This is a genomic window from Mycobacterium haemophilum DSM 44634 (assembly GCF_000340435.2).
GTDB classification, from domain to species: Bacteria; Actinomycetota; Actinomycetes; order Mycobacteriales; family Mycobacteriaceae; genus Mycobacterium; species Mycobacterium haemophilum.
Genome location: NZ_CP011883.2, coordinates 4,205,420 through 4,227,204, shown reverse-complemented (window position 1 = coordinate 4,227,204; position 21,785 = coordinate 4,205,420). Strand labels below are relative to the sequence as shown.

Annotated in this window: 17 protein-coding genes; 10 read left to right on the top strand and 7 right to left on the bottom strand. The window is 65.1% G+C overall.

Going from position 1 to position 21,785, the window contains the following annotated elements; genetic code table 11:
• Positions 1-17: 17 nt before the first annotated feature.
• The 7 genes from trxA to B586_RS19580 all read right to left on the bottom strand — a co-directional run bounded on the left by trxA (position 18) and on the right by B586_RS19580 (position 9,792).
• Positions 18-371 carry a thioredoxin gene (gene trxA, locus B586_RS19610; RefSeq protein WP_047315652.1) on the bottom strand — a complete coding sequence of 118 codons (354 nt, stop codon included), beginning with the start codon at positions 369-371 and terminating at the stop codon, positions 18-20.
• Positions 368-1,396, bottom strand: coding sequence for a thioredoxin-disulfide reductase (gene trxB / locus B586_RS19605; RefSeq protein WP_047315651.1), 1,029 nt, complete (start codon positions 1,394-1,396; stop codon positions 368-370). Before trxB ends, trxA begins: the two co-directional genes overlap by 4 nt.
• Positions 1,397-1,495: 99 nt before the next feature.
• On the bottom strand, positions 1,496-2,272 hold the full coding sequence (locus B586_RS19600) for a hypothetical protein (protein ID WP_054879061.1): 777 nt from the start codon (positions 2,270-2,272) through the stop codon (positions 1,496-1,498).
• Between the two features lie 92 nt (positions 2,273-2,364).
• Entirely contained in the window at positions 2,365-2,952 is a 588-nt protein-coding gene (sigM, locus tag B586_RS19595) for an RNA polymerase sigma factor SigM (protein WP_047315707.1), read from the bottom strand.
• 98 nt (positions 2,953-3,050) lie between these two features.
• Positions 3,051-6,659 (bottom strand): lipid II flippase MurJ, encoded by a 3,609-nt coding sequence (locus tag B586_RS19590; protein ID WP_054879062.1) that lies wholly within the window; start codon positions 6,657-6,659, stop codon positions 3,051-3,053.
• Positions 6,656-9,061 carry a hypothetical protein gene (locus B586_RS21530; RefSeq protein ID WP_054879063.1) on the bottom strand — a complete coding sequence of 802 codons (2,406 nt, stop codon included), beginning with the start codon at positions 9,059-9,061 and terminating at the stop codon, positions 6,656-6,658. The genes B586_RS19590 and B586_RS21530 overlap by 4 nt, the downstream gene beginning before the upstream one ends.
• Positions 9,058-9,792: an NUDIX hydrolase gene (locus B586_RS19580; RefSeq protein ID WP_054879064.1), complete on the bottom strand. Its 735-nt coding sequence runs from the start codon at positions 9,790-9,792 to the stop codon at positions 9,058-9,060. Before B586_RS19580 ends, B586_RS21530 begins: the two co-directional genes overlap by 4 nt.
• 241 nt (positions 9,793-10,033) lie before the next feature.
• Between B586_RS19580 and B586_RS19575 the strand changes: the two genes are divergently transcribed.
• The 10 genes from B586_RS19575 to eccA all read left to right on the top strand — a co-directional run bounded on the left by B586_RS19575 (position 10,034) and on the right by eccA (position 21,427).
• Positions 10,034-11,488 carry a CCA tRNA nucleotidyltransferase gene (locus B586_RS19575; RefSeq protein ID WP_047315646.1) on the top strand — a complete coding sequence of 485 codons (1,455 nt, stop codon included), beginning with the start codon at positions 10,034-10,036 and terminating at the stop codon, positions 11,486-11,488.
• A gap of 24 nt (positions 11,489-11,512) precedes the next feature.
• Positions 11,513-12,031: a hypothetical protein gene (locus tag B586_RS19570; protein ID WP_054879065.1), complete on the top strand. Its 519-nt coding sequence runs from the start codon at positions 11,513-11,515 to the stop codon at positions 12,029-12,031.
• Positions 12,032-12,209: 178 nt separating this feature from the next.
• A complete protein-coding gene (locus B586_RS19565; RefSeq protein WP_056936250.1) occupies positions 12,210-12,542 on the top strand; it encodes a WXG100 family type VII secretion target in 333 nt (110 codons plus the stop codon).
• 61 nt (positions 12,543-12,603) lie between these two features.
• Complete coding sequence (locus tag B586_RS19560; protein WP_047315643.1) at positions 12,604-12,897, top strand: WXG100 family type VII secretion target; 294 nt, start codon at positions 12,604-12,606, stop codon at positions 12,895-12,897.
• Between the two features lie 69 nt (positions 12,898-12,966).
• The gene (locus B586_RS19555) at positions 12,967-13,800 is read left to right on the top strand and encodes an ESX secretion-associated protein EspG (protein WP_054879067.1); all 834 of its coding nucleotides are present in this window, start codon (positions 12,967-12,969) and stop codon (positions 13,798-13,800) included.
• Positions 13,801-13,886: 86 nt separating this feature from the next.
• Positions 13,887-14,861 carry a MinD/ParA family ATP-binding protein gene (locus tag B586_RS19550; RefSeq protein ID WP_418001143.1) on the top strand — a complete coding sequence of 325 codons (975 nt, stop codon included), beginning with the start codon at positions 13,887-13,889 and terminating at the stop codon, positions 14,859-14,861.
• 14 nt (positions 14,862-14,875) lie between these two features.
• Entirely contained in the window at positions 14,876-16,381 is a 1,506-nt protein-coding gene (eccD, locus tag B586_RS19545) for a type VII secretion integral membrane protein EccD (RefSeq protein ID WP_269465130.1), read from the top strand.
• A gap of 5 nt (positions 16,382-16,386) precedes the next feature.
• A complete protein-coding gene (gene mycP / locus B586_RS19540) occupies positions 16,387-18,027 on the top strand; it encodes a type VII secretion-associated serine protease mycosin (protein ID WP_047315704.1) in 1,641 nt (546 codons plus the stop codon).
• Positions 18,024-19,580 carry a type VII secretion protein EccE gene (gene eccE, locus B586_RS19535; protein WP_054879068.1) on the top strand — a complete coding sequence of 519 codons (1,557 nt, stop codon included), beginning with the start codon at positions 18,024-18,026 and terminating at the stop codon, positions 19,578-19,580. Before mycP ends, eccE begins: the two co-directional genes overlap by 4 nt.
• Complete coding sequence (gene eccA, locus B586_RS19530) at positions 19,577-21,427, top strand: type VII secretion AAA-ATPase EccA (protein ID WP_054879069.1); 1,851 nt, start codon at positions 19,577-19,579, stop codon at positions 21,425-21,427. Before eccE ends, eccA begins: the two co-directional genes overlap by 4 nt.
• The last annotated feature ends 358 nt before the right edge of the window (positions 21,428-21,785 follow it).

Sequence of the window (21,785 nt, the reverse complement as noted above, 5' to 3'; positions counted from 1 at the left end):
GACGAACTACATAGGGGCTAATTGAGGGTGGGTACCACGTCGGAAAGTTCACGCAGTAACGCCGCTTTACCTTTAGCGCCGACGATGCGCTTGACTGGCTGGCCGTCCTTGAACAGGATCATCGTGGGTATCGACACGACCTGGAACTCGCGTGCCGTTTCCGGGTTGGTATCTACATCCAACTTGGCGACGGTGAGCTGGTTTCGCCACTCGGCCGCGATCTCCTCGAGTACCGGCGCTACCATCTTGCAGGGTCCACACCATGTTGCCCAAAAGTCAACTAACACAGGCTTATTGCTGGATAAAACGTCTGTGGAGAAGGACGCATCAGAAACTTCTACTGTGGCCCCGGCGTTCTCGGTGTCGGTCATCGCGGTGCTCCAATCAATGTGTCGGTACTGTCAACGTTTCCAGCTGCCGCTGCTGCTGCGTCGTCGGCTTCTGACCCGGCATGCTCGGCCAACCAACGTTCGGCGTCGATGGCTGCGGCGCAGCCACTACCTGCGGCCGTGACCGCCTGCCGGTAGCTGCGGTCCACCAGGTCGCCGGCCGCGAAGACACCGTCGAGCGATGTCGTCGTCGTCCGTCCTTTCACCAGGACGTAGCCGTCCGGGTCGACGTCGACGACATCGCGCACCAGCGCCGACCGCGGCTCATGGCCAATTGCGACGAAAACGCCGGTCACCGCTAGCACGGTTTCCTCGCTCGTTGTGGTGTCGCGCAACCGCAATCCGGTCACCGTTGTGTCCCCGTCTACCGCGACCACGGTGTGGTTGGTGATGAATTTGACCTTGTCGTTGTTACGGGCGCGACTGAGCATGATCTTGGAGGCTCGGAATTCGTCGCGGCGGTGCACGAGCGTGACGCTGCGGGCGAACCGGGTCAAAAAGAGGGCTTCCTCCATCGCCGAGTCACCCCCGCCAATGACGGCAATGTCTTGATCGCGGAAGAAGAATCCGTCGCAGGTTGCGCACGAACTCACGCCACGTCCCAGCAATTCTTGCTCGCCGGGGACCTGCAGATAACGCGCCGCGGCACCCATGGCGAGGATGACGGCTCGGGCCCGATAAGTCTGGCCCTCAGCGGTGACGACCGATTTGACCGGGTCGTGCAACGATACCGATTCGACGTCTTCAGGCCGCAGGTCCGCGCCGAACCGCAGCGCCTGCTCGCGCATCTCGTCCATCAACTCCGGGCCGGTGATGCCGTTACGAAAGCCGGGGTAGTTCTCCACCTCGGTGGTGGTCATCAGCGCGCCGCCGAACGAGGTGCCCTCGAACACCAGCGGTGCCAGCTGCGCACGAGCGGCGTAGAGGGCTGCGGTGTAGCCGGCCGGACCGGAACCAATAATGATCACTTCGTGGACGGTGTCATGCGCAGGGGCAGCGGCGGTCATGCGAGCCTTTCAGGTACATCAAGCGGATCTGGTAAATGTTTACGAACGCCAGCGTAGGCATTGCTGTTCCCGCGCGCGTCCCAACAACACGCGCACCCGTTAGGGCCGGGGGATTCCGGTGGTGGCCAGCAGCCCGGTATTGACCGCGCTGCAATATGGTGTCACCGCAAAAACGGCCAGCTTGTCGGGTGTGTCGCCGGGCAGCACCAGCAGGACGGCGGGGCGGGCATTGACGTCAATCAGCTGCGCGCCCAGCACCGTTGTGGACGCCGGATAGCCGAGGCCACTGAGGCACGACGCCCGGCGCGCGGCGTCGCCGAGTGAGCCAAACTCGGGGGCGCGGTGAAGCAGGTCGAGGATCTGCGCCTCCGATAGCGGTATCACCGGGGGCGGTGTCGACACCGTGATGTGCTGCGCGGTGGCCGGTTCGGCGGGTGTGGATGCGGGCGCGTCGATCAAGGCCGCCGTGCCGACGCCGATCGCGGCGACCACCGCGCCCAAACCGGCGACGGCCGCGATCACTTTCGTGGGGCCGACCTGCGGTCGCGCTGAGTGAGCGGCACCGCCGATGCGTGGCCCGCGTGCACTGGCCGACCTCAGCGCCGCGGAGATTTCGGCGGTCACAGCCGGGGGAGGGTCCGGCGCCGACGCAAGGTCAGCGCTTACCGCGGCGAGATTACTGCGCACCCGGTTTAGCGCACCAAGGATGCCCGATGCCTCCGGGTCTGTCCGGACCAAGCCACGCACCCGAGCGGCGGCATCGTCATCGAGCAGACCGGCTTGCAGGTCGGCAAGGAGTTCCACCGTCAGCGGCGGGTCGTGCGGCTCGCGACCCGCCGTACCGGGATCACCAGGATTCTGGTCGGATTCACTCATCCGCCTCAGTGTCCGTCATGCACACTCTGATGGCCATGCACAGCCCCCGGTCGTCAGGCAGCGAACCTCGACCGGGAAGCCTTAACTTCGGGCTAGCCGTGACCAGCGGCGCGGTCAGCCCTGATGCGGACACCGGTGTCGAGATAGCCCAGCAGCTTGGCGAGGCGAACGCGGCCACGGGCACAACGGCTCTTTACCGTGCCCTCAGCGACACCCAGCAGCTGGGCGGTGTCCGCGATCGAGTAGCCCTGCATGTCGACGGCAACTAACGCGGCGCGTTGCTCGACGGGCAGCCGCATTAGCGCCCGCTGCACCACGATCGTCGTCTCCACTTGCGCGGTCTGATCAGCCACCGGGTAGACGTCCTCGAGTGGGCTGGTCGGGTGGGCTTGGGCGTGCCGCAGCCGGTCCAGGCAGGCGTTGACCACAATGCGGTGCAGCCAACTGTGCACTGCGGCGTCGTACCGAAAAGAGCCGGCGGAGCGATGCGCTGAAAGCATGGCGTCCTGTAGTGCGTCTTCGGCATCCTCGCGGGTGCGGCTGGTGAGTCGCGCGAGCCGGTGTAGCTGCCGTCGGTGACGACCGAACAGCTCGCTGAAGGCGTAGCGATCGCCGGCAACGTGGGCGGCGAGCAATTCGGCGTCGCTGCGCTTCCGCCTACTGTTTCCCCCGAAGCCCACGGCCGGACAGTAGCCAATCAATCGCGGCACGGCACTTCACCCGGTTGGGCCGGTACCGACGTGGCCCCGACCTTGTTAGGACCTTTGTTAGGACCCTGTTAGGACGGGGCCTGAACTGTGATCTCCGAGATCACGGCGCGGCTCTTGCCGTCGGTGCTTCCCAACGTCGAAATCCATACCAACAGATTCGACGTCGGCGAGCCGGGGTTGACCTTGATGACGTTATGGCCAGGTTTGAGCGCGGTGGCCGGAGTTAGCACGGCGGTGTCTGCCAGCTTTGCCGGTGTGGGCGTGGCGGCCGAACGAATCTCTACCTTGGTCCCGGTGCTGGCAACGTCGATGGTGACCGCGCCGATCACCGTGGGCTTGGGCAACTGCAACATCAATCCGACTCCGTTTTTGAAGCCGGGGAACGGGACAGCATCGCTGTAGATGTCGGTTTGCCACGAGGTAGCCGGGTTGCCGTCGATCGCCAGCCCGGCGTCACCCGGATTGTCGGCTTCGCCGTCGGGGGAGAAGACCGTCGCCTTCGTGGGCTTGACGATGCTGCCCGCCGGCGCTGAACTGGCGGGCGACGACGTTGGTGTGTTCAGGCCGAGTTTGTCGTTGTTGAGGCCACCGCCAAGATGGCCGAAGACCTTGCTGACTACGGACGCCATCACCAGCAGGGCCACCACCAGGATGGCGACTCCCGCGCCGATACCGATCAGCAGGTTGCGGCGTCGCTGGGCGAAGAGCACAGGGTCCCGTGCGGTGGTGGGGCGGGAAGCGGCTGGCGGCGGGGATTCGTCGTCGATCGGACCGAGTACCTCGGTGCGGTCGGCCACCGCTGTCGCCTGCTGCAGCAGGTTCAAAAGTGTTGATGCACTGCGTATCCCGCCATCTTCTTGAACAGCGCGGACAGCGACCGCGGAGATCTGGAAGGGGATGCCCTGATCGATCACGGTGGGTTCGACGGGTTGGCCGGCGGCATCTCGCTGGGCTGGCGCCAGGCCGCTACGCACCCCGGCCTCCGGCAGTGGCCACCGGTTGACCAGCAGGGCATACAGTGTCGCTCCGATTCCGCGAATGTCGGCCTGCGGGTTGGCGTCGGGCATCGTCGCCGGGTAGGCCAGCACGACATCGCCCTCGATGCTGACGCGCACCCGGCTGGGGTGGTCGATCGACAGGGCGACACCGGCGCGATGCGCCGCGTCAGCGGCGGCGGCCAACGATTGCATCGCCCGGATGGCGCCGACGGGCGACGGTGAGGTGTCGGCAACCTCTTGCAATGAACCGCCGCGGATCCACTCGGAGACCACCAAGCCGCCGGAACCGGTGTGGACGACGTCGAGCACTCGGGCGACACCGGGCTTGTCGATCCGGCTGAGCCGCAAGGTCCGGGACAGGGTTTCTTGCAGCACATCGCCGGGCAGGGCCCCGTCCGGGTCAACGAAAGTCAGCGCCACCTGCCGATCCAGCGCCGTGTCTAGCGCCTGCCAGAACTGTAGGGGAGGTGCGCCGCCGTGGAAGACCAACAGCCGATAGCGGCCACCGGCGATACGGGCGCCGGGTACCAAGTGAACGTCGTCAGGCGGCGATGACGGTTCCCCGGCCCGTTCGCGGGGCGCGTCGAATGGAATCGGCCCGCGGGCGGGATCGGCCGGGAAATCGCCGTTCGGCTGGTCAGACGGGTGTGGCGGCGCGACCCGCTCAGGTTCGACGTGGGCTGAAATATCGGGCTCGACGTTGTCGGCAACCGGCCCGGGCAGCTCAGAGGGTAGCTCGGTGTCTGACGCCGAACGTGATGAGGCGCTCTCCACTGGGCGGTCGGTCACCTCCGGTCCTTTCGCTATCCGAGCGTTGGCCACCCCCGCCGGAGGCCTGCGCCGGATCGGCTCCTGGACCGCATTTACCCCCGGCGGTGACGAATTGCTCTGCTCAGGGTACGTGACTGGGATGGGCCGGGACGATTGATCTGGTGCAGCCGCTTTCCGCAGCCTCGCCGCCGGGCTCCGGCTCGTGATCCGGCCCCTGACGGCGCCCAGTGCCGCGCGCGCCTCGGGGACGTGGCCGCGAAGCATTACCGCGGCCATGATCGGCAGCATGATGCTCGCCAGCACCGTCAATCGCAGCAACGAGCCCGCACCGCCACCGTGCACGGTCAACTCGTCTAGCCGCAGCAGCCGATCGGCTACGTGGGCAACCAGACCGGCCAGCAACGACGCGGCGATCGTCACCAGGATGGTCCGCACCTCGCCGACGCCGACCAGGTGCCCACCGGCGGGCAGCAGTGCGCGCCGCAGCAGGTGGTAGCCGACGATCGCGCCGGCCACAAATCCGAGACCGTTTGCCATCCCGAGGTAGCCGGCGACCAGCTCAGGGTTACTGGTGAGGTAGGGGGCCAGCACGGAGCCGATGACCTTGACGGCCGTGATGACGACGATGATCACGATCGGTGTCCAGGGCTGCTCGCGGGCGTAGAACACGCGCAGCTGCAACAGCACCAGCCCGTACGGGATCAAGGTGAACGCCGACAATGCGATCGCGGCACCCAGGTACCCGGCGTCGACCTCGCCGAAATGGCCGTATGCAAACAGTGCGCTACCCATCGCCGGCCCACCGACGGTCATGAACGCCACCGTCGGGATGAGTGTGATCAACGTCAGTCGGGTGGCCAGCGACAGGTCGGCGAGCATGGCCGGAGTGTCGTTGGCGGCGGCGTTGCGGCTTAGCCGCGGCATTACCACGGTCAGCACTGTCACCCCGATCATGCCGAACGGCAGCATCAGGACCAGCCAGGTGTAGTTGTAGATCGCGGGGCCGGAAGCCGCTGCCGTGCTGGCGATCTGGTTGGTGACCACCAGGCCGAGTTGACTGATCAGCACGTAGAGCACCATCGCGGCGGCCATCGCGCCGAAACGTTTGAGCCGCTGATCGAGGCCCCACAGCGGGCGCAGGCTGATGTGCTCACGGCCAAGCGCCACCAGCAGCACCGCGGCCTGCGCGAATACCCCTGCGGTCGTTCCGATCCCGAGCACCAGCAGCTTGGCGTTACCCATCCGGACGGGATCGACTGAAAGCTCACCGGGGGCCGCTAGATATCCGGCCAGGGTCGCGATCGCGACGACGTTGTTGACGACGGGCGCCCATGCCGGCGGTCCGAATACGTTGCGGGTGTTCAGGATTGCCATGAATACCGACGACAAGCCATAGGCGAGGACCTGCGGCAGCAGTAGGTAGGCGAAGGCGGTGGTCAGGGGCTCGTTGACCTGTGGGTTCCGGCCGAGCATCAACCGCACCAGCAGGGGCGCGGCCAGCACCGATAACGCTGTGGCGAGCAGCAGCAGCGTGGTCGTCAAGGTGACTAGCCGCCGCACGAACGCCGCGCCGCCGTCGGGGTCGCTATGTTCGGCGCGGGCCAGCACAGGCACGAAGATCGCGGTGAACGTTGCCTCTAGCACCAGCGCAGCAACCAGATTCGGCAACTGATTGGCCACCGAGAAAGCGCTGGACAGCGCGGCGCCCAGGATGGCGGCCAGCAGCACAATCCGGGCGAAGCCGGTGATCCGGCTGATCAGTGTTGCGAATGCCATCGCCCACGACCGCGAAACCAGCGCGGCGTCAGACAGTTCGGGTTGCCGCGCGGACAGCTCCCGACCCGGACGCACCGCAGGGGTCAGTTGCTGCGCCGGTTGTGACGGGGTCCGGCGGGGGGCGGGTTTCATACCCGGTTCTCTTCATCGACCCGGTCGTCGTCCCGGTGCCGCGGGTGGGCGACTGCGGCGGGCGGGCCGGGCCGGTCCAGGTCGGCGCGATCGGGTTGGCCGCGGAAGCGGTGCCATAGCCGCCTTCCGGCCAGGAGCACCAACACCGCGGCCGCGGTCAAAGTGATCGCGAACAGCACCTTGCCGTAGGCGTTGGAGTGCACCGACAACCGCACCGGCTCGCCCAGTCGCATGCCATCCGGGGTGCGCAGCGCGACGTCGACAGCGACCCGTTGGGTGAAGTTGACTTCGATCGGTACCCGCAGCGGCAGGTAGCCGGGCGGCAGCTCGATCTGACCGACGTCAGTCACGGTCATCCCGGGGGGCGCGTCGACCTGCAGGCGAACTCGGATGGGAACAGCGAGGCCGTTGTGCAGCGCCAGCGGGAGGGGACTGTGTTCGGTGGCCAGGGTGTAGGAGCCGCCCGGGTTGACGATTGTTACCGCCCCAATGAGGTCATTGATCGTCTTGCTGACGACAGCTAGCCGTTGCTGAGCCAATCCGTTGCGGGTATCGGGCGGTTCCGATTGGCTCAAGGCACGCAGCATGTCCTCGCGCAGCGGCGCGGTGTATTGGACGCCGGTCAGCCCGGTGCGGTCGTCGGCGGTCAACGCTGAGGTCAGTCCCCACAGTCGGCCAACTTGCCCGGCGATGTCGGCGGTGATGTCGTCAGTGAACCGGCCACGTGCGGACGCGTAGGCGCCCACCGGCTCGGGTGGCTCGGTGCGCGCCGCGGTGTCGGCGATCACCGCCGGCAGCGGTCGCGCCACTGCTAGACCGGACCGGATCGCAGTGCCCAGCGTGGTCAGCATGATCTGGGCGTCGTCGGCCTGCAGGTGCCACGACGCCGGTGGCACCAGTATCTGGCTGCGCGGTGCGGCGTCTCGCTCCAAGGCGCGCCACAACATGGAGCCCAGGGCGTCTTGGCGGCGAGCGGTGTCCGAATCATGGACGATCCGGACATTGAGCGAAGAGTCCAGATAGGTCGGAACGATGGGGTCGGTCCCCGCGGCGGCCAGTGCGGCGCCGACGGCCGGGTCGAACGGTGCGACCACCACCCGCGGGGACAACCGCCGAGGCGCGGTGTCGACATCGACGACGGACTCGCTGGTGGACTCCTGGGCCGAAAAATCGGCAGCCGCGATCGCGACGGTGCTGTTGTTGGCGTTCAGCAGGTCGACCACGCGGCTGGTCAACGGGCCGTCGGGCAGCACGGTGACGCCGCGGATGGAGGTGACATCCAGAATGTGGTCGATGATGTCGCCGACGTTGGTGGTGGCGGCCGCGCTGAGCCCTGGATCGTTAACGCGTTGCACGGCGTCCAGGTCGGTTTGCGCGTAGGGCAGAGGCGCCACGCACATCCGGTGCGCCAGCGCACGCAACCGGTTCAGCCAGATGACCGCGGCGGCCTGACCGGTGCCCGGGTGTGCCGGGGTGCCCGGTTGCTGCGCTGGGCCGCCGGGCGAGTCGGATACGACGTAGCCGCCGGTCATTGCGTTGACGGTGACGAGCAGATCCGGATCGACTGCCAGGCACAGTGCCCGGCTGACGGCACCGTCGGGGTCGACGTCGCGGCCGGTGGCGGTCTCGGCCGCAGTCAAAAGGATGTCCAGCCGGCCTCCGGGGGCCAGTGAGCTCGCCAAGTCGTCGTCGACTAGCCGGACCGGAATGGTTCCACCGGGCGCGCCGGGCGACAACCGAGGCCGGTCGGCCAACGGCCACAGCATGGTGATCCACACGGGTTTCGTGGTGTCTGGCGCGACGGCGGAGTCCAACGCGTTCGGTTTATCGGGGGATTGGGCAGGGGGCACGCCGACGACGGGCAACAGAAACCGCGCGTTGTCGAGCCGGGCCGGTGCGCCGTAATCGGGTGTTCCGTTGACGTTGACCAGGACCGGGTAGATCCCGGGCTGGTCGATGGCCATCGACGGCTTGGTCGTCGAGCGGATCGGGACAGAGAGGGTAAAGCCGGTCTCTTGTCCGCGCTGCAATTCCTCGGCCACCGTGACGAAGTTCGCGGCAGGCCGGAACTGGTCGGTGCCGTTATCCAGGGAGGTACGCAACACCACTGACGATGTGACGGCCGACGCGTGTTCAAGCCGGACCATCACGTCGCGAACTGGGCGATCGCCAATGTTCGTGACTACGCCGCTAACGGTGACGACGGGTTCGCTCGACGTGGTGACGACGTCCGGGGTTACCTTGTCGATGCGGACACGGACAAACGGCGTGGCCCCGGGCTCGTCCGCTGCTGCGTGCGGCGTGGCGGCGGGTGCGACGAGCAGCACCGCAAAACTGGCCACGATGCCGACCACTACGGCAACGCGCAGCACGCCCGCCAACCAGAGTCTTGGTGCGGTCACGGCCCCGGCCCGTGACCATTCTTCCGGCTGGCTGCGGAGTTGTTGGAATGACGCGTGCGGGAATGCGTCTGCGGCCGTCGCCGAGGCGAGCTGGGCGGCAGCGGTGGCAGCGCGGCTGGACCGCCGGTCTGCAGTTTGTCGATCAACTCGTCGGCGACTTCGGCCAGGCGGCGTTCGTCGGCGTAGGCCAGGCGGGACGGCAGTTCCCGCATCGGCACCCAAGCAACCTCGGCGACCTCGAGGTCGTCGTCGGACAGCTCGCCACCAGAAAAGCGCATCAAATAGTGGTGCACCGTCTTGTGCACCCGACAACCGTCGGTGACGAACCAGTAGTCGATGCGTCCCAGCGCAGCGAGCACGCTGCCGCGGATTCCGGTCTCCTCGGCGACCTCACGGATGGCGGTCTGCTCCGCGGTCTCGCCCTGCTCGATATGGCCCTTGGGCAGCGACCACAGCATCCGCCCCCGCCGATCGATGCGACCAATCAGGGCCGCAACCTGCGCGTCGCGTGGCCCGTCGATACCGTCGATGACCAAACCCCCGGCGGACGTTTCGTGCACCGTGCGCAGCCGTTCGGGCACGCGACGTGGTGAACGGTTTCGGCGTGGTTTTGTCGTGGTTGCGTCGCTGGCCGCTTGTCGGTCGGTGTGGTCCTCGGCCGAACGCGCGGCACCACGACCGCGCCGCCGCCCTCGGCGCCGACGTGGTTTGGCTTGTTCGCCATCCGACACCCAAGCGATAGTAGCTGGCACGAGCCGGTCTTCAGGACATGCGCGCCGCTAGTCCGGTGCGCTGCGGCGCAGCAAGCTGATGGCTGGGCCAGTTGGTGGGCCGGCTGGGTCCCCATTGCGGGCTCCGCAGCGCGCTGGGCTGGCCCGCTCGGATGTTTCGGGTCGCCGGCTCGGTCTGAATTGCCAGCTCCTCCTCACACCGCTTCGCGGTGCGCATCGTCGCCGGCTAGGCTGATCGAACGTGCCTGAAGCCGCCCAGGATGCTGACCTGCTGACCGTCGCCGCGGTCGCCCTGAACCGGCACACCCCGGTGTTGCGTGACCTCGGCTCGGCGTTCGCAGCCGCAGGCCACGAGTTGTACCTGGTGGGCGGTTCGGTGCGGGACGCCCTGCTGGGCAGGTTGAACTCGCCTGACCTTGATTTCGCCACCGACGCGCGCCCCGAGCAGGTGCAACAAATTGTGCGGCGGTGGGCCGACCACGTGTGGGAGACGGGCATCGAGTTCGGCACCATCGGGGTCGGCAAGGACGACTATCGCCTGGAGATCACCACGTTCCGGGCGGACCGCTATGACCAAGTGTCGCGCAATCCAGAGGTGCGGTTCGGTGACCGCCTCGACGACGATTTGGTGCGCCGCGACTTCACGGTAAACGCGATGGCTGTGCGCATCACCTCCGGCGGGCCGGGCGAATTCCTTGATCCGCTAGGCGGTTTGGCCGCGCTGCGGGCCCGAGTGCTGGAGACCCCGGCTGCCCCATCGGTGTCGTTCGGCGACGACCCATTGCGGATGCTGCGCGCCGCGCGATTCGTCGCCCAACTCGGCTTCACCGCCGCCGCGCCGGTGCTCGCAGCGATCGAAGAGATGGCCCCGCAGCTGGCCCGCATCAGCGCCGAGCGGGTGTCCGCCGAACTGGACAAGCTGCTGCTTGGCAACGACCCGGCGGCCGGTATCGATCTGCTGGTACAGACCGGGATGGGTGAGGTGGTGCTGCCCGAAATCGGGGGCATGCGGATGGCCATCGATGAACACCACCAACACAAGGACGTCTACCAGCATTCGCTGACCGTGCTGCGCCAGGCGATCGCGCTAGAAGATGACGGCCCGGACTTGGTGCTGCGCTGGGCGGCGCTGCTGCATGACATCGGCAAGCCTGCCACCCGACGCCACGAGCCGAACGGCGGCGTGAGCTTCCACCACCACGAGGTGGTCGGCGCCAAGATGGTCCGGAAACGGATGCGCGCGTTGAAGTACGCCAAACAGCTGGTCGACGACGTCTCGCAGTTGGTGTATCTACATCTGCGGTTCCACGGCTACGGTGAGGGAAAGTGGACCGATTCGGCGGTGCGCCGCTACGTCACCGATGCCGGGCCTCTGTTGTCGAGGCTGCACAAGCTGGTGCGCGCCGACTGCACGACCCGCAACCAGCGCCGGGCCGCCCGACTGCAGGCCAGCTATGACCGGCTGGAAGCCCGGATCACCGAGTTGGCCGCGCAGGAAGATCTGGCCCGAGTGCGCCCCGATCTGGACGGCAACCAGATCATGGCGCTGCTGGACATCCCGGCCGGCCCGCAAGTCGGCGAAGCGTGGCGTTTTCTGAAGGAACTGCGGCTAGACCGCGGGCCGCTGACCAACGAGGAGGCCACCGCGGAGCTGCTGGCCTGGTGGAAAACCCGGCAATCGCAAGGGAACCCGTAACGCCTCCGAAGCGTCGGAATAGCCGTGGAGTACTGCGCGGCCAATGACGATGGCACGGCGGCCATCTGGAACCGCCCGCTCGACCTCGATCTAGACGGAGACGGTCGGCTCGATGCGATCAGCCTGGATCTCGACGGTGACGGGCTACACGACGACGCGTTGGTCGACGTCGACGGTGACGGAGTGGCCGATCATGCCGTGCTCGACCTTGACAACGACGGCACCCCGGAAAGCTTCTTCACCGACAACGGATCGGGGACCTGGGCGGTAGCCGTAGATCGGAGTGGGAACGTGCGCTGGTTCGGACTCGACGGTGTCGAGCACACCGGCGGTCCGCTGGTCGACTTCGACGGTTTCGACGTTCAAGGACATGCCGATGACCGACTGCTCGATACCGACGGTAACGGGGTGGCGGACCGGGTGATGTGTGCTGGGAAAGATGGCATAACCGGGTACATCGACACCGACGGCGATGGGCGGTGGGACGTGCGGCTGACCGACACCGACGGCGACGGCGTCGCCGACAGCGCCAGCAACCTATAACCGGCAGAGTCACGGGATATCGCTCAACTGGTTGACAGGCCGTTAATTCTGGTGTCGACTAAACAGCCTGTTCGGACCTTGTGCAGCCCTCGGAAGCAGTGAAGTGACAGCTGGCCACCATTGGTTTAGCTTTACGCAACACCCGGCCCCGGGAGCTGACGAAAACCGAGGAGAAACTATGTCAGACAGCGGTACCACAGTAGTGTCACCGGAGTTGATGCGGACTTCTCAGCAGCACATCGAGTCCGCCCTGCAAACCGCGACCGCAATCGCAAACGAGTACCTGAGTAGCCACGAGGACATCGTCAACGTCGTGTCGTGGAGCGGCAAAGCAGGGACAACGTCGCTTGCGACAGCGGGTCAAATTGAACACGATCTTCAGCAAATCATCGCTGGAGGTCAAAGGCTGGCTCACGGTCTTGGCCGGGCAGCGCTGCTCATGGAACAGCATGAAGATGACGCGGCGCACGGCATCGCCGGTCTCTTTGATTCGGGAAATCAAGCGCTCTAGCACGGGTCACTGCAGACATCCTCAACGTCGTAGATAGATCTTCACGTAAGGAGTTACGGACATGACCGATCAAATCACCTATAACTACGCCGCCGTCGGCGCTTTCGCCTCCGATGTCGGGCAGCGGGCAGCTCAATTGATGGAAATTCATCAGGACATCCTGCAGCGAACTCAGGCAATGGCCGACTACTTCAGGGGCAAGGGTGCACTGACCTTCTTCGATGCACAGCAGCAGATGTTGCACGGGCTCGAAGGCCTTATCCAGACAGTGAGCCGGCATGGCCAGGTCGTGAACAACACGATGGATAGCGCGCAGGCCACCGACGCTGACATCGCACAGGGCTTCATGGCCTAACCGCACACAATGTGAGCTGAGCGGGGGCGCACACGCTGGGTGCGCCCCCGCGGTCGGATTTGGGACAACGTGTTAACCACCACTGTGGACGGATTGTGGGCTCTGCAGGTGCTCACGGGCATCGAGGTCGTGGCCCCCGAGCTGGGGCTGCGGCCCCACTTACCCAGTGTCGAGCCCAAGCGGCTGGCGTTGGAACACCCAGTGACGGGTGAGCTGCGGGCCGTCGGCGTTATCGACGACTTAGACAGTGTGGATAGCACCGTGGTGGAGTGGCTGACTGTCCTGGCCCGCCGCGACATTGCGCTACTTCTGCAGTTCCGCATACCTGGTGACGACGAGCCAGCGCAGGTGCTGCTCGCGAGGTTTGCGCAGTGGTGGGTGACGATGGAAAGGTCGGCCGATCTCGTCCGTATCGGCGGGGCCGGAACCGCCAGTGCCGAAGCAACGGCCAGCGCGGCCCTCGACGCACAGATCGAGCGGTTATGCGGCACTAACACGCCCGCAGCGTTACGTCCCGTCACGCTGGACGCCGATGCGATGCGCATTGCCGCGGCCAATCAGGAGACCCTGCGCAGGTTCTTGGACAGTCAGGGGCTGGACGCGGGCCAAGTGCAGATGCTGGCACTGGCCGTCGATCCCGGCCGATCAGCGCAAGCCTCGATAGTTGCGATCCAGTCCGGGGTGGAAACCGGCCGGCCCACACGGACACATATCGAGGCCAGCGCAGTGGCTATCGTCGATACTCCGGACGGCCGTCTGGTTGCCGAGCAAGTCTGCTCCGCGGGTAAGAAATGGCTGATCATTGCCCCAGGGACTAGGAGCAATATCGCGGCCGCGATCAACCATATGGTGCGGCGCCTGCCCGCCAATAAAGAATGGTATTCGTACCGAAAGATTGTGTAGTCGAGAGGAATAACGCAAATGTTAGCATCGACATCGTGACGGAACAGTGGAAGGTCCTTTCCGGTTCGTCAGAACAGAGCGCACCGATTCGGGAAGAAACACTGGTCGCTCACCATCAATACCAAGATTCCGTATCGGGCACGTTGCGCATCTCGGATATGGTTACCCCGCGCAAAATCCCACCGGGTGCGGGCTGGCGAAAATTCATATATCGCGCGTCGTTCCATACCGTCAACTTCGGTGAATCGCCAGCCGAACGGCATTACCGAGAATTGCAGGAACGGATACGACGCCACATCCGTAAGCAGTACGTTGTCGGGGTGGTCTCGGGAAAAGGTGGTGTCGGAAAGACCACGATGACCGCATGTATCGGCGCTGCGTTCCGGGAATGCCGGCCCGAGAACGTGGTGGCCATCGATGCGGCCCCTGGCTTTGGAACGCTCGCCGGGCGGATCGACGAATCTCCACCGGGCGACTACGCTGCCGTTCTCAACGATACCGACGTTCAAGGTTATGCAGACATCCGAGAACACCTGGGACAGAACAGCATTGGCCTCGATGTGTTGGCTGGAAACCGAGCATCGGACCAGCCGCGGCCACTGGTCCCTTCGATGTTTACCGGTGTGCTGTCGCGGCTGCGCCGCACCCACACCGTCATCGTGGTCGACACCTCCGACGACCTCGAGCACGCGGTAATGACGGCGGTGCTCGACTCGTGCGACACCCTGGTATTCGTTTCCGGTCTGACCGCTGATACGTCGCTGCCGGTTATGCGCGCGATCGATTTACTGCGCTCTATGGGTTATCACGACTTGGTGTCCCGCAGCATGGTCATCCTGAATGACAGTCGTAATAAGTATGAACCCGACGCGCGGACATACCTCACCGAACGCTTTGGGCAGTCGGGGGCGACGGTTGAATTCATGCCGTATGATTCGTATCTCGCAAAGGGAGGGATAATCGACACACGTCACGAGCTGAAGAAAAAGACCCGACTCCGGCTATTCGAGATCACGGCGGCACTGGCCGACAAATACATTCCAGATGCTGACCGGCCGTGACAATGACACAAGTGATGGGTAAGGTCTCGTTTCCGGCTCGTTGTGCGGTTGCCGTCGTATGTGGAGAACATCTCGTTTCGCAGGTATATCCGGCATCCGTACCGATCGAGGTTTTCATCGACAACGTCATCGAGCTGCTCAACGATGAACTCAAGCGCCGAGGGCTCAGCGGGCTCGAACCCGGTGTCGGATACGAACTGCACAAGGCCAACGGCGTGCGGCTGGATATCACCAAGACGCTCGACGAACTCGGCGTCGAGGACGGTGCCACGCTCGCACTGGTTCCTGCGGCGGAAGGCGAATCATTCGAGCCACAGTATGAGTCGTTGTCCACCGGACTCGCCCGGATCGGTAAGAAGTTGTTCGAACCGGTCACTGTCCAAACCGCCTCGCACACGGCACTTGTCATCCTTGCGATGGTTTCGGTGGTGGCGCTGGCCGTGGCCGTGCGGCAACGCATCGCCACGGACTCTTTAGTGCCCAGCATCGTGACCGGTGCCGCCGGTCTATTGGCGGCCGGGGGTGCGGGCACGGCGTGGCGTTGGTGGCCGCATCGCGCCGACATGATCAACGCACTCGGTTGGCTTGCGGTGCCGTTGCTTTCAGCAAGCCTCGCCTGTAGCGCGCCCGGGAAACTCGGGTCCGCGCACCTATTTATCGCGGCCCTGGCTGGCGCGGTCCTAACGTGTGGAATCGCCACGGCGATGCGGCGCCATATCACGGTGGCGGCGACAGTCGTGACACTGTGCGGTCTCGCCGGGTCGGTGGCCGCTGCCCGGATGTGGTGGCCGGTTCCTGCTCAATGGCTGGGGATGTGCACGCTGGTCGCGTTGCTGTTGTTGCTGACCCTGGCCCCGACGATCGCACTGTGGGTCGCGCGGATCCGGCCGCCATACTTTGGGTCCATCACCGGGCGTGATCTGTTCCACCGCAGCCCCGGTTTGCCGGCAGATGCGGTCTCCCCTGTCGACGAGGCGGCCGACGGGGTCGTGGGTGCGGGCGCCGACGAAGAGGTCAATCCGGATACTACCGCGCGCGGCGCAACGATCGCGGCGGCGGCGATTCGCGCCAACAGCGTCCTCACTGGGATATGCGTAGGCACTGCGCTCACGTTGCCGGCCGCGGTGTGGGCCACGTGCGCGCCGGGTTGCCACCGCAGCACGGCGGCCGCTGTGCTGGCTGGACTGTTTGTGGTGATTTTCATCAGCCGCGGACGTGCCTATGCCGACAAACGGCAGGCCGTCGCGCTGGTATGCGGGGCCGCGGCTGCGCTGTGCGCCGGCGTCGTCAAATACGTTGTGCACCAGCCCGCCGCGTCCGATTACTCGGTGCTGTGGAGCGCGTTGATATTGGCCGGGTTCGGCGGCGCCGGGCTGCTGGCGGCGCTATTGATACCGATCACCAGGTTCACTCCACTGGTACGGATGACCGCCGAATGGGTGGAGATAGCAGCGATCATCGCGGCGCTACCGCTGGCCGCATGGATCGGCGGACTATTTGCCTGGGTACGTATGCGATGACCCGGATGGCTCCAGCGGCTCCACGGAGATCGACGCAGCGGGTCGGTGCGCTGGCGCTGGTGGGTTTGGTCGTCGTGGCATTGACGAATTTCCCAGCAGTACAGGCGATTCCGCCGCCGACTATTGATCCTAGCCGGGTACCGGCCGACGGCAAACCAACCGCAGAGCAGCCGATGCGGCAGAGCTTTGCCTGCGCCCGAACGATTACTGTTGCCGATCCCAATGTGGCGCTCCCCGCGCCCGGGTTCACGATGCTAAACATCAGCAAGGCCTGGCAGTATTCGACCGGTAATGGGGTGCCGGTAGCCGTGATCGATACCGGCATCAATCCGAGTCGGCGGCTATCCGTGGTGGCCGGCGGCGACTACATCATGGGTGGTGACGGGTTAACGGACTGCGACGCGCACGGCACCATCGTGGCGTCCGTAATTGGTGCGGCTCCGCAAGGTACTCCGATGCCCCCTCGGATGCCCAGCGCTCCCGCCTTTCCGCCGCCGGCCGGACCACCGGCGATCGACTCAGGACCAGTACCGCCTGGCGGACCACCGCCGCCGCCGGCACCACCGCCGCCGCCCACTCCGGTGACGGTCACCCAAACCGTGCCGGCTCCGCCGCCAGATGCACCGTCCAACGGGCCGGGGGACCCCCGCACCGAGCAGCCCGACGATCCCGAGGTGCCGCCACCGCCGCCAGGTACGCCCGACGGCATTGTCGGCGTTGCACCGCATGCCGTGATCATGTCCATTCGGCAGTCCTCGCGCGCATACGAACCGGTCAACCCCGGGCCCGGTGACAGGGAGGGCCGCAAGAAGGCCGGCACCGTCGCAACGCTGGCCAGTGCCATCGTGCACGCCGCCAACATGGGGGCCAAGGTGATCAACGTCAGCGTGACCGCGTGTGTATCCGCAGCCGATCCGCTGGATCAAGGCGCCATCGGCGCTGCCGTCTGGTACGCCGCCACCGTTAAGGACGCGGTGATCGTCGCAGCGGCAGGCAACGACAGCGAAGACGGTTGCGCCCAAAACGCTTCATTCGACCCGTTAAACGCGTCCGATCCTCGCGACTGGCATCAAGTCAAAACCGTGTCATCGCCGTCCTGGTTCGCTGATTACGTGCTGTCGGTGGCCGCCGTGGACAACACGGGCGCACCGATCAGCAAGAGCCTGGCCGGGCCTTGGGTGGCAGCCGCGGCACCCGGCGTCGGGATTATGGGATTGTCGCCCGAAACAGGGGGACCGGTGAATGCCTACCCACCGATCCACCCGGGCGAGGTGAACATGCCGATCTGGGGCACCAGCTTTTCAGCGGCGTACGTCAGTGGAGTCGCAGCGTTAGTGCGAGCCAAGTATCCGGGGCTGTCTGCCCACCAGGTGATCAACCGGATTTTGCAGACGGCACACAATCCGCCACGCGGAGTCGACAACCAAGTCGGTTACGGTGTCGTCGACCCGGTGGCCGCGCTTACTTTTGATGTGCCTGTGGGGGAACGGCTTCCACCCGCGGCTTCGGCTCGTGTGCTCAAGCCGGCCGCGCCGCCGCCACCTCCTGACCACCGCGCTCGCAATATGGCGCTGGTATTCGCCGGCCTGATTGGGGCCGCCGTCACGGTGGCTTCGCTCATTGCTCGGGCCCGGCGAGAGCAATGACGGACACGACCAAGCTGGCGGTCATCGGCGGCATCTTTGTTTCGGTGCTGGTCGGGTGGATGGCAGGTGGATACGTTGGTGCTGCTTTCGGTTCGGTGATCGGAATTGTCGTCGGCGTGCTGCGGTGGCGGCGTCAGCCGTTGTGGTCATGGATGATCCTGTGGTGCCGGCGGAAACGAACAATTGAGTGGAGCGAACCGCGCACGGTAGTCAATGATCGTGCTGGCGGTGGAGTTCGGTACCAGGACGGCGTCGCGGTAGCGGCGGTGCAACTGCTTGGGAAGGCCCATACGCCAACCCTGTTCACCGGATCGACTTCGACGTACACCGAAAATTCATTCGACATAACTGATTTGCTGCCGTTGCTGCGTCAAAGCCTTGGCCTGACTGTCGATTCGCTGAGTGTGATCAGTGCCGGGGCCCGTCGGCGCAGCGTCGGCGACTACCCAAGGGTGTACGACACGCTGATCGGCACACCACCTTACGCCGGTCAGCGGGAAACCTGGCTCATTGTGCGAATTTCAGCCCTCGACAATGCTGAGGCCCTACGGTGGCGTACCTCGGTTGGCACCGCGACGCTAGCGGCCGCACAGCGGATCACTGCGGCGATGCGCCAACGGGGTATCCGTGCGAAAGTAGCGACCGCTACCGACATCGTCGAAATGGAACGGCGGCTAGGGCGATCGGCGGTAGAGGTGCGCAATAGGCGCTGGCACTCGGTGCGCGGCGACGGGGTCATCCAGGGCTGGTTGACCACCTATTGGTACTCCCCGGCCGACATCACCGCGGAGAAACTAGCCCAAGCTTGGTCGATGCGCGCCGACGGGATCGTCCAGAACATCACGCTTTTCGGCCTTGACCCTGCTACTGCCACCGCCACGGTGACGGTGCGTACCGCACAACCGCCGACTGCCCCGCCGAGCATGATGCTACGCACATTGCCGGGCGAACAGGCACAGGCTATCGCGGCCAATCTGTGCGGTCCGATGCCGCCGTTGCACGGCATCCGTCGTGGAACGCTGCACAGACCGTTCGTCATCTCACTCGGGCCGTCGGGCGTGCTGCTAGGCAAGGTCGGTGGTGGAAATCGGATGATGCTGCCGTTGGACGACGCGGGTGACTTCAGCCGAGTGCACATCGTCGCCGAGGATTCGTTGGCCAAACGGTTCGTGATCCGAATGGCCGGGGCCGGCGACCGGATCACGGTGCACACGCGAAACACGCAGCGGTGGGCCAGTATTCGCATGCTCGATATTGTCGTCAGCGATCAGCCCAAGCCAGTGTCGGGCACCATGGTCAGTGTTGTGGACGGAACTATTACGCCGACGCCGCGTCCGAACACGGTTGTCTCCGTAGGGAAACCAGGCGAGTCGTACCGGGGCAGCGCCGATGTACTGATCACACAGACAGGTCCGGCGACGGTGGAAGTAACGGCTGCCGGTCAGGTGCATACGGTGGAGGTTGAGTTGTTCCGGGCCGAGAACCGCTACGTAGTGTCTGAGCCGGCAATGTTGCCAAGCGCTGAGCTCGAGCCGGTGGACGGACTCCAATGACCAACAAGACCAGCAGCACCACGACGGCGGCCGCACGCAAGCGGTTCGATCAAGCGATGGCGCTACTCGATAGCGATAGCGCGGCTGCCCGCGTGCAGTTCCAGGAGGCTACGCAGATCGACCCGTCGATGGCCGACGCCTGGCTCGGCCGGATCGCTGCCGGTGACGAGGCATTGTCGACAGTACAGCAGCTCTACATGTGCGGGGCCCGGCTGCACCGGGAGCTTAACCGGCTGGGCGTGCGCCTGTCGGCGCCGATCAAAGCCGGGCCGTATCTGTCGATTTCGGTGACCGAGGCATCGCATGCGGGCCTAGCGCTTTGCAGTGCATTCATTGATGATCGTCAGTACGACAAAGCCGAAGCGTTGCTGGCGGATTCATCTCTGCTGGACACTTGGGAGAATCACCAATGGCAGCAGCACATCGAGGCCTACTTGATGTTCGCTACCCAGCGCTGGCCGGACGTGATCTCGGTCGCGGCGGCGATTTTACCGCCGCAAGCAATCATCATGTCGGCGGTCACCGCCGCAACCAGCACCTTGGCTGCCCATGCCGCTGCTCATCTGGGTCAGGCGCGTGTCGCGCTCGACTGGGTTGACCGCGTCGAGCTACGCGCGGGATATCTCGGCCCGACCGAGTCGCGTCGTCAACACCCCGACACCGCAATCGATGCAGCTGAATTTCCGTTGATCGCAGCTGATCTGAGCTACGTGCGCGGGATGGCGCATCGCCAGCTCGGCGACGAACATGCGGCGCAGATTTGGTTGTCGAAGGCCACGATCAACGGTGTGCTGATGGAGTCCGCCAAGCAGGCGCTAGCCGACCCAGCGCTACAGCTCGTGGTCACCGACGAGGACGACATCAAAACCCGCACGAACAAATGGGACGTGAGCACCCAGCGATCCGCGCAGCAGCGGCGCGAGGAGGAGCACGAAGAGCGGCGCAGCGAACTCTTGGAGGAAGGCCGTGAGCTGCTCGACAATCAAGTCGGGTTGGCCGAAGTCAAACGTGCGGTGGCCGAGCTGGAGGATCAGATCGAGGTCCGGGCGCTGCGGCTGGCTGCCGGGCTTCCGGTGGCCAATCAGACCAACCACATGCTGCTGGTGGGACCGCCTGGTACCGGCAAGACCACCACTGCCGAGGCGCTGGGAAAGATATACGCCGGGCTGGGCATCGTGCGTCATCCCGAGATTATCGAGGTCAAGCGGGCCGACTTTTGTGGCGAACACATCGGCGCCTCGGGTCCCAAGACCAACGAACTCATCGGCCGCTCGCTGGGCCGCGTCCTGTTCATGGATGAGTTCTATTCGTTGGTGGAGCGTCACCAGGACGGGCGCCCAGACATGATCGGCATGGAAGCCGTCAACCAGCTGTTGGTGGCGCTCGAGGTGCACCGATTCGACTTCTGCTTCATCGGCGCGGGGTATGAGAAGGAAGTCGATGAGTTTCTCACCGTGAACCCCGGTCTGGCGGGCCGGTTTAACCGCAAGTTGCGGTTCGCGTCCTACACACCCGATGAGCTAGTTGAAATCGCGATCCGCTACGGGAAGCCGCGCGCCACCGTACTCGAGCCGGCCGCCGGCGAAGCGTTGAACACCGCGTGTGCGACGTTACGTGCCTACCGCGCGCCCGACGGCAGGCACGGTATCGATGTCATGCAGAACGGGCGATTCGCGCGCAATGTGGTGGAGCGAGCCGAGCGGCTGCGGGACTCGCGGCTCGCCGCTGCGCACCGCAGCGTGAAGGGCTCGGTGACAGTCGAAGACCTGCAAGCGCTGCACGCCCAGGACGTGGTCGCCGCGGTCATCGATGCGTGCGCGGAAAAGCATGTGCAGGTAGTGCTTTGAGTGTGATGCGGTGTCGCGCTGCAGAACCACCACATCCGCCCAGGCAGTCCGCGCCGCCGAGAACGATCCGGCCGGCCCGTTGTTGACTACTTGTCAATTGACGTCTTCGCATCACAGGCGAAAATTTCAGTTCCTGGGGTGGACGCGCTGTTAGGACTTGCGATGCCGAGCAGAGACAATCGCCTACCCTAAAGGCGAGTTGCGCCTCGACGCGTGGGCCGGCCGAGGCAGTTCGGCCGACCTTAGCTAAGACCACCGCGGATTACCTAACTGTTAAGTCTAAAATGCACGCAGGTGCGTCACGCAGGCCCAATGCCCGAGCAGATCGTTCTCGAGCAGCCACGCGTGAGGAGCCAGA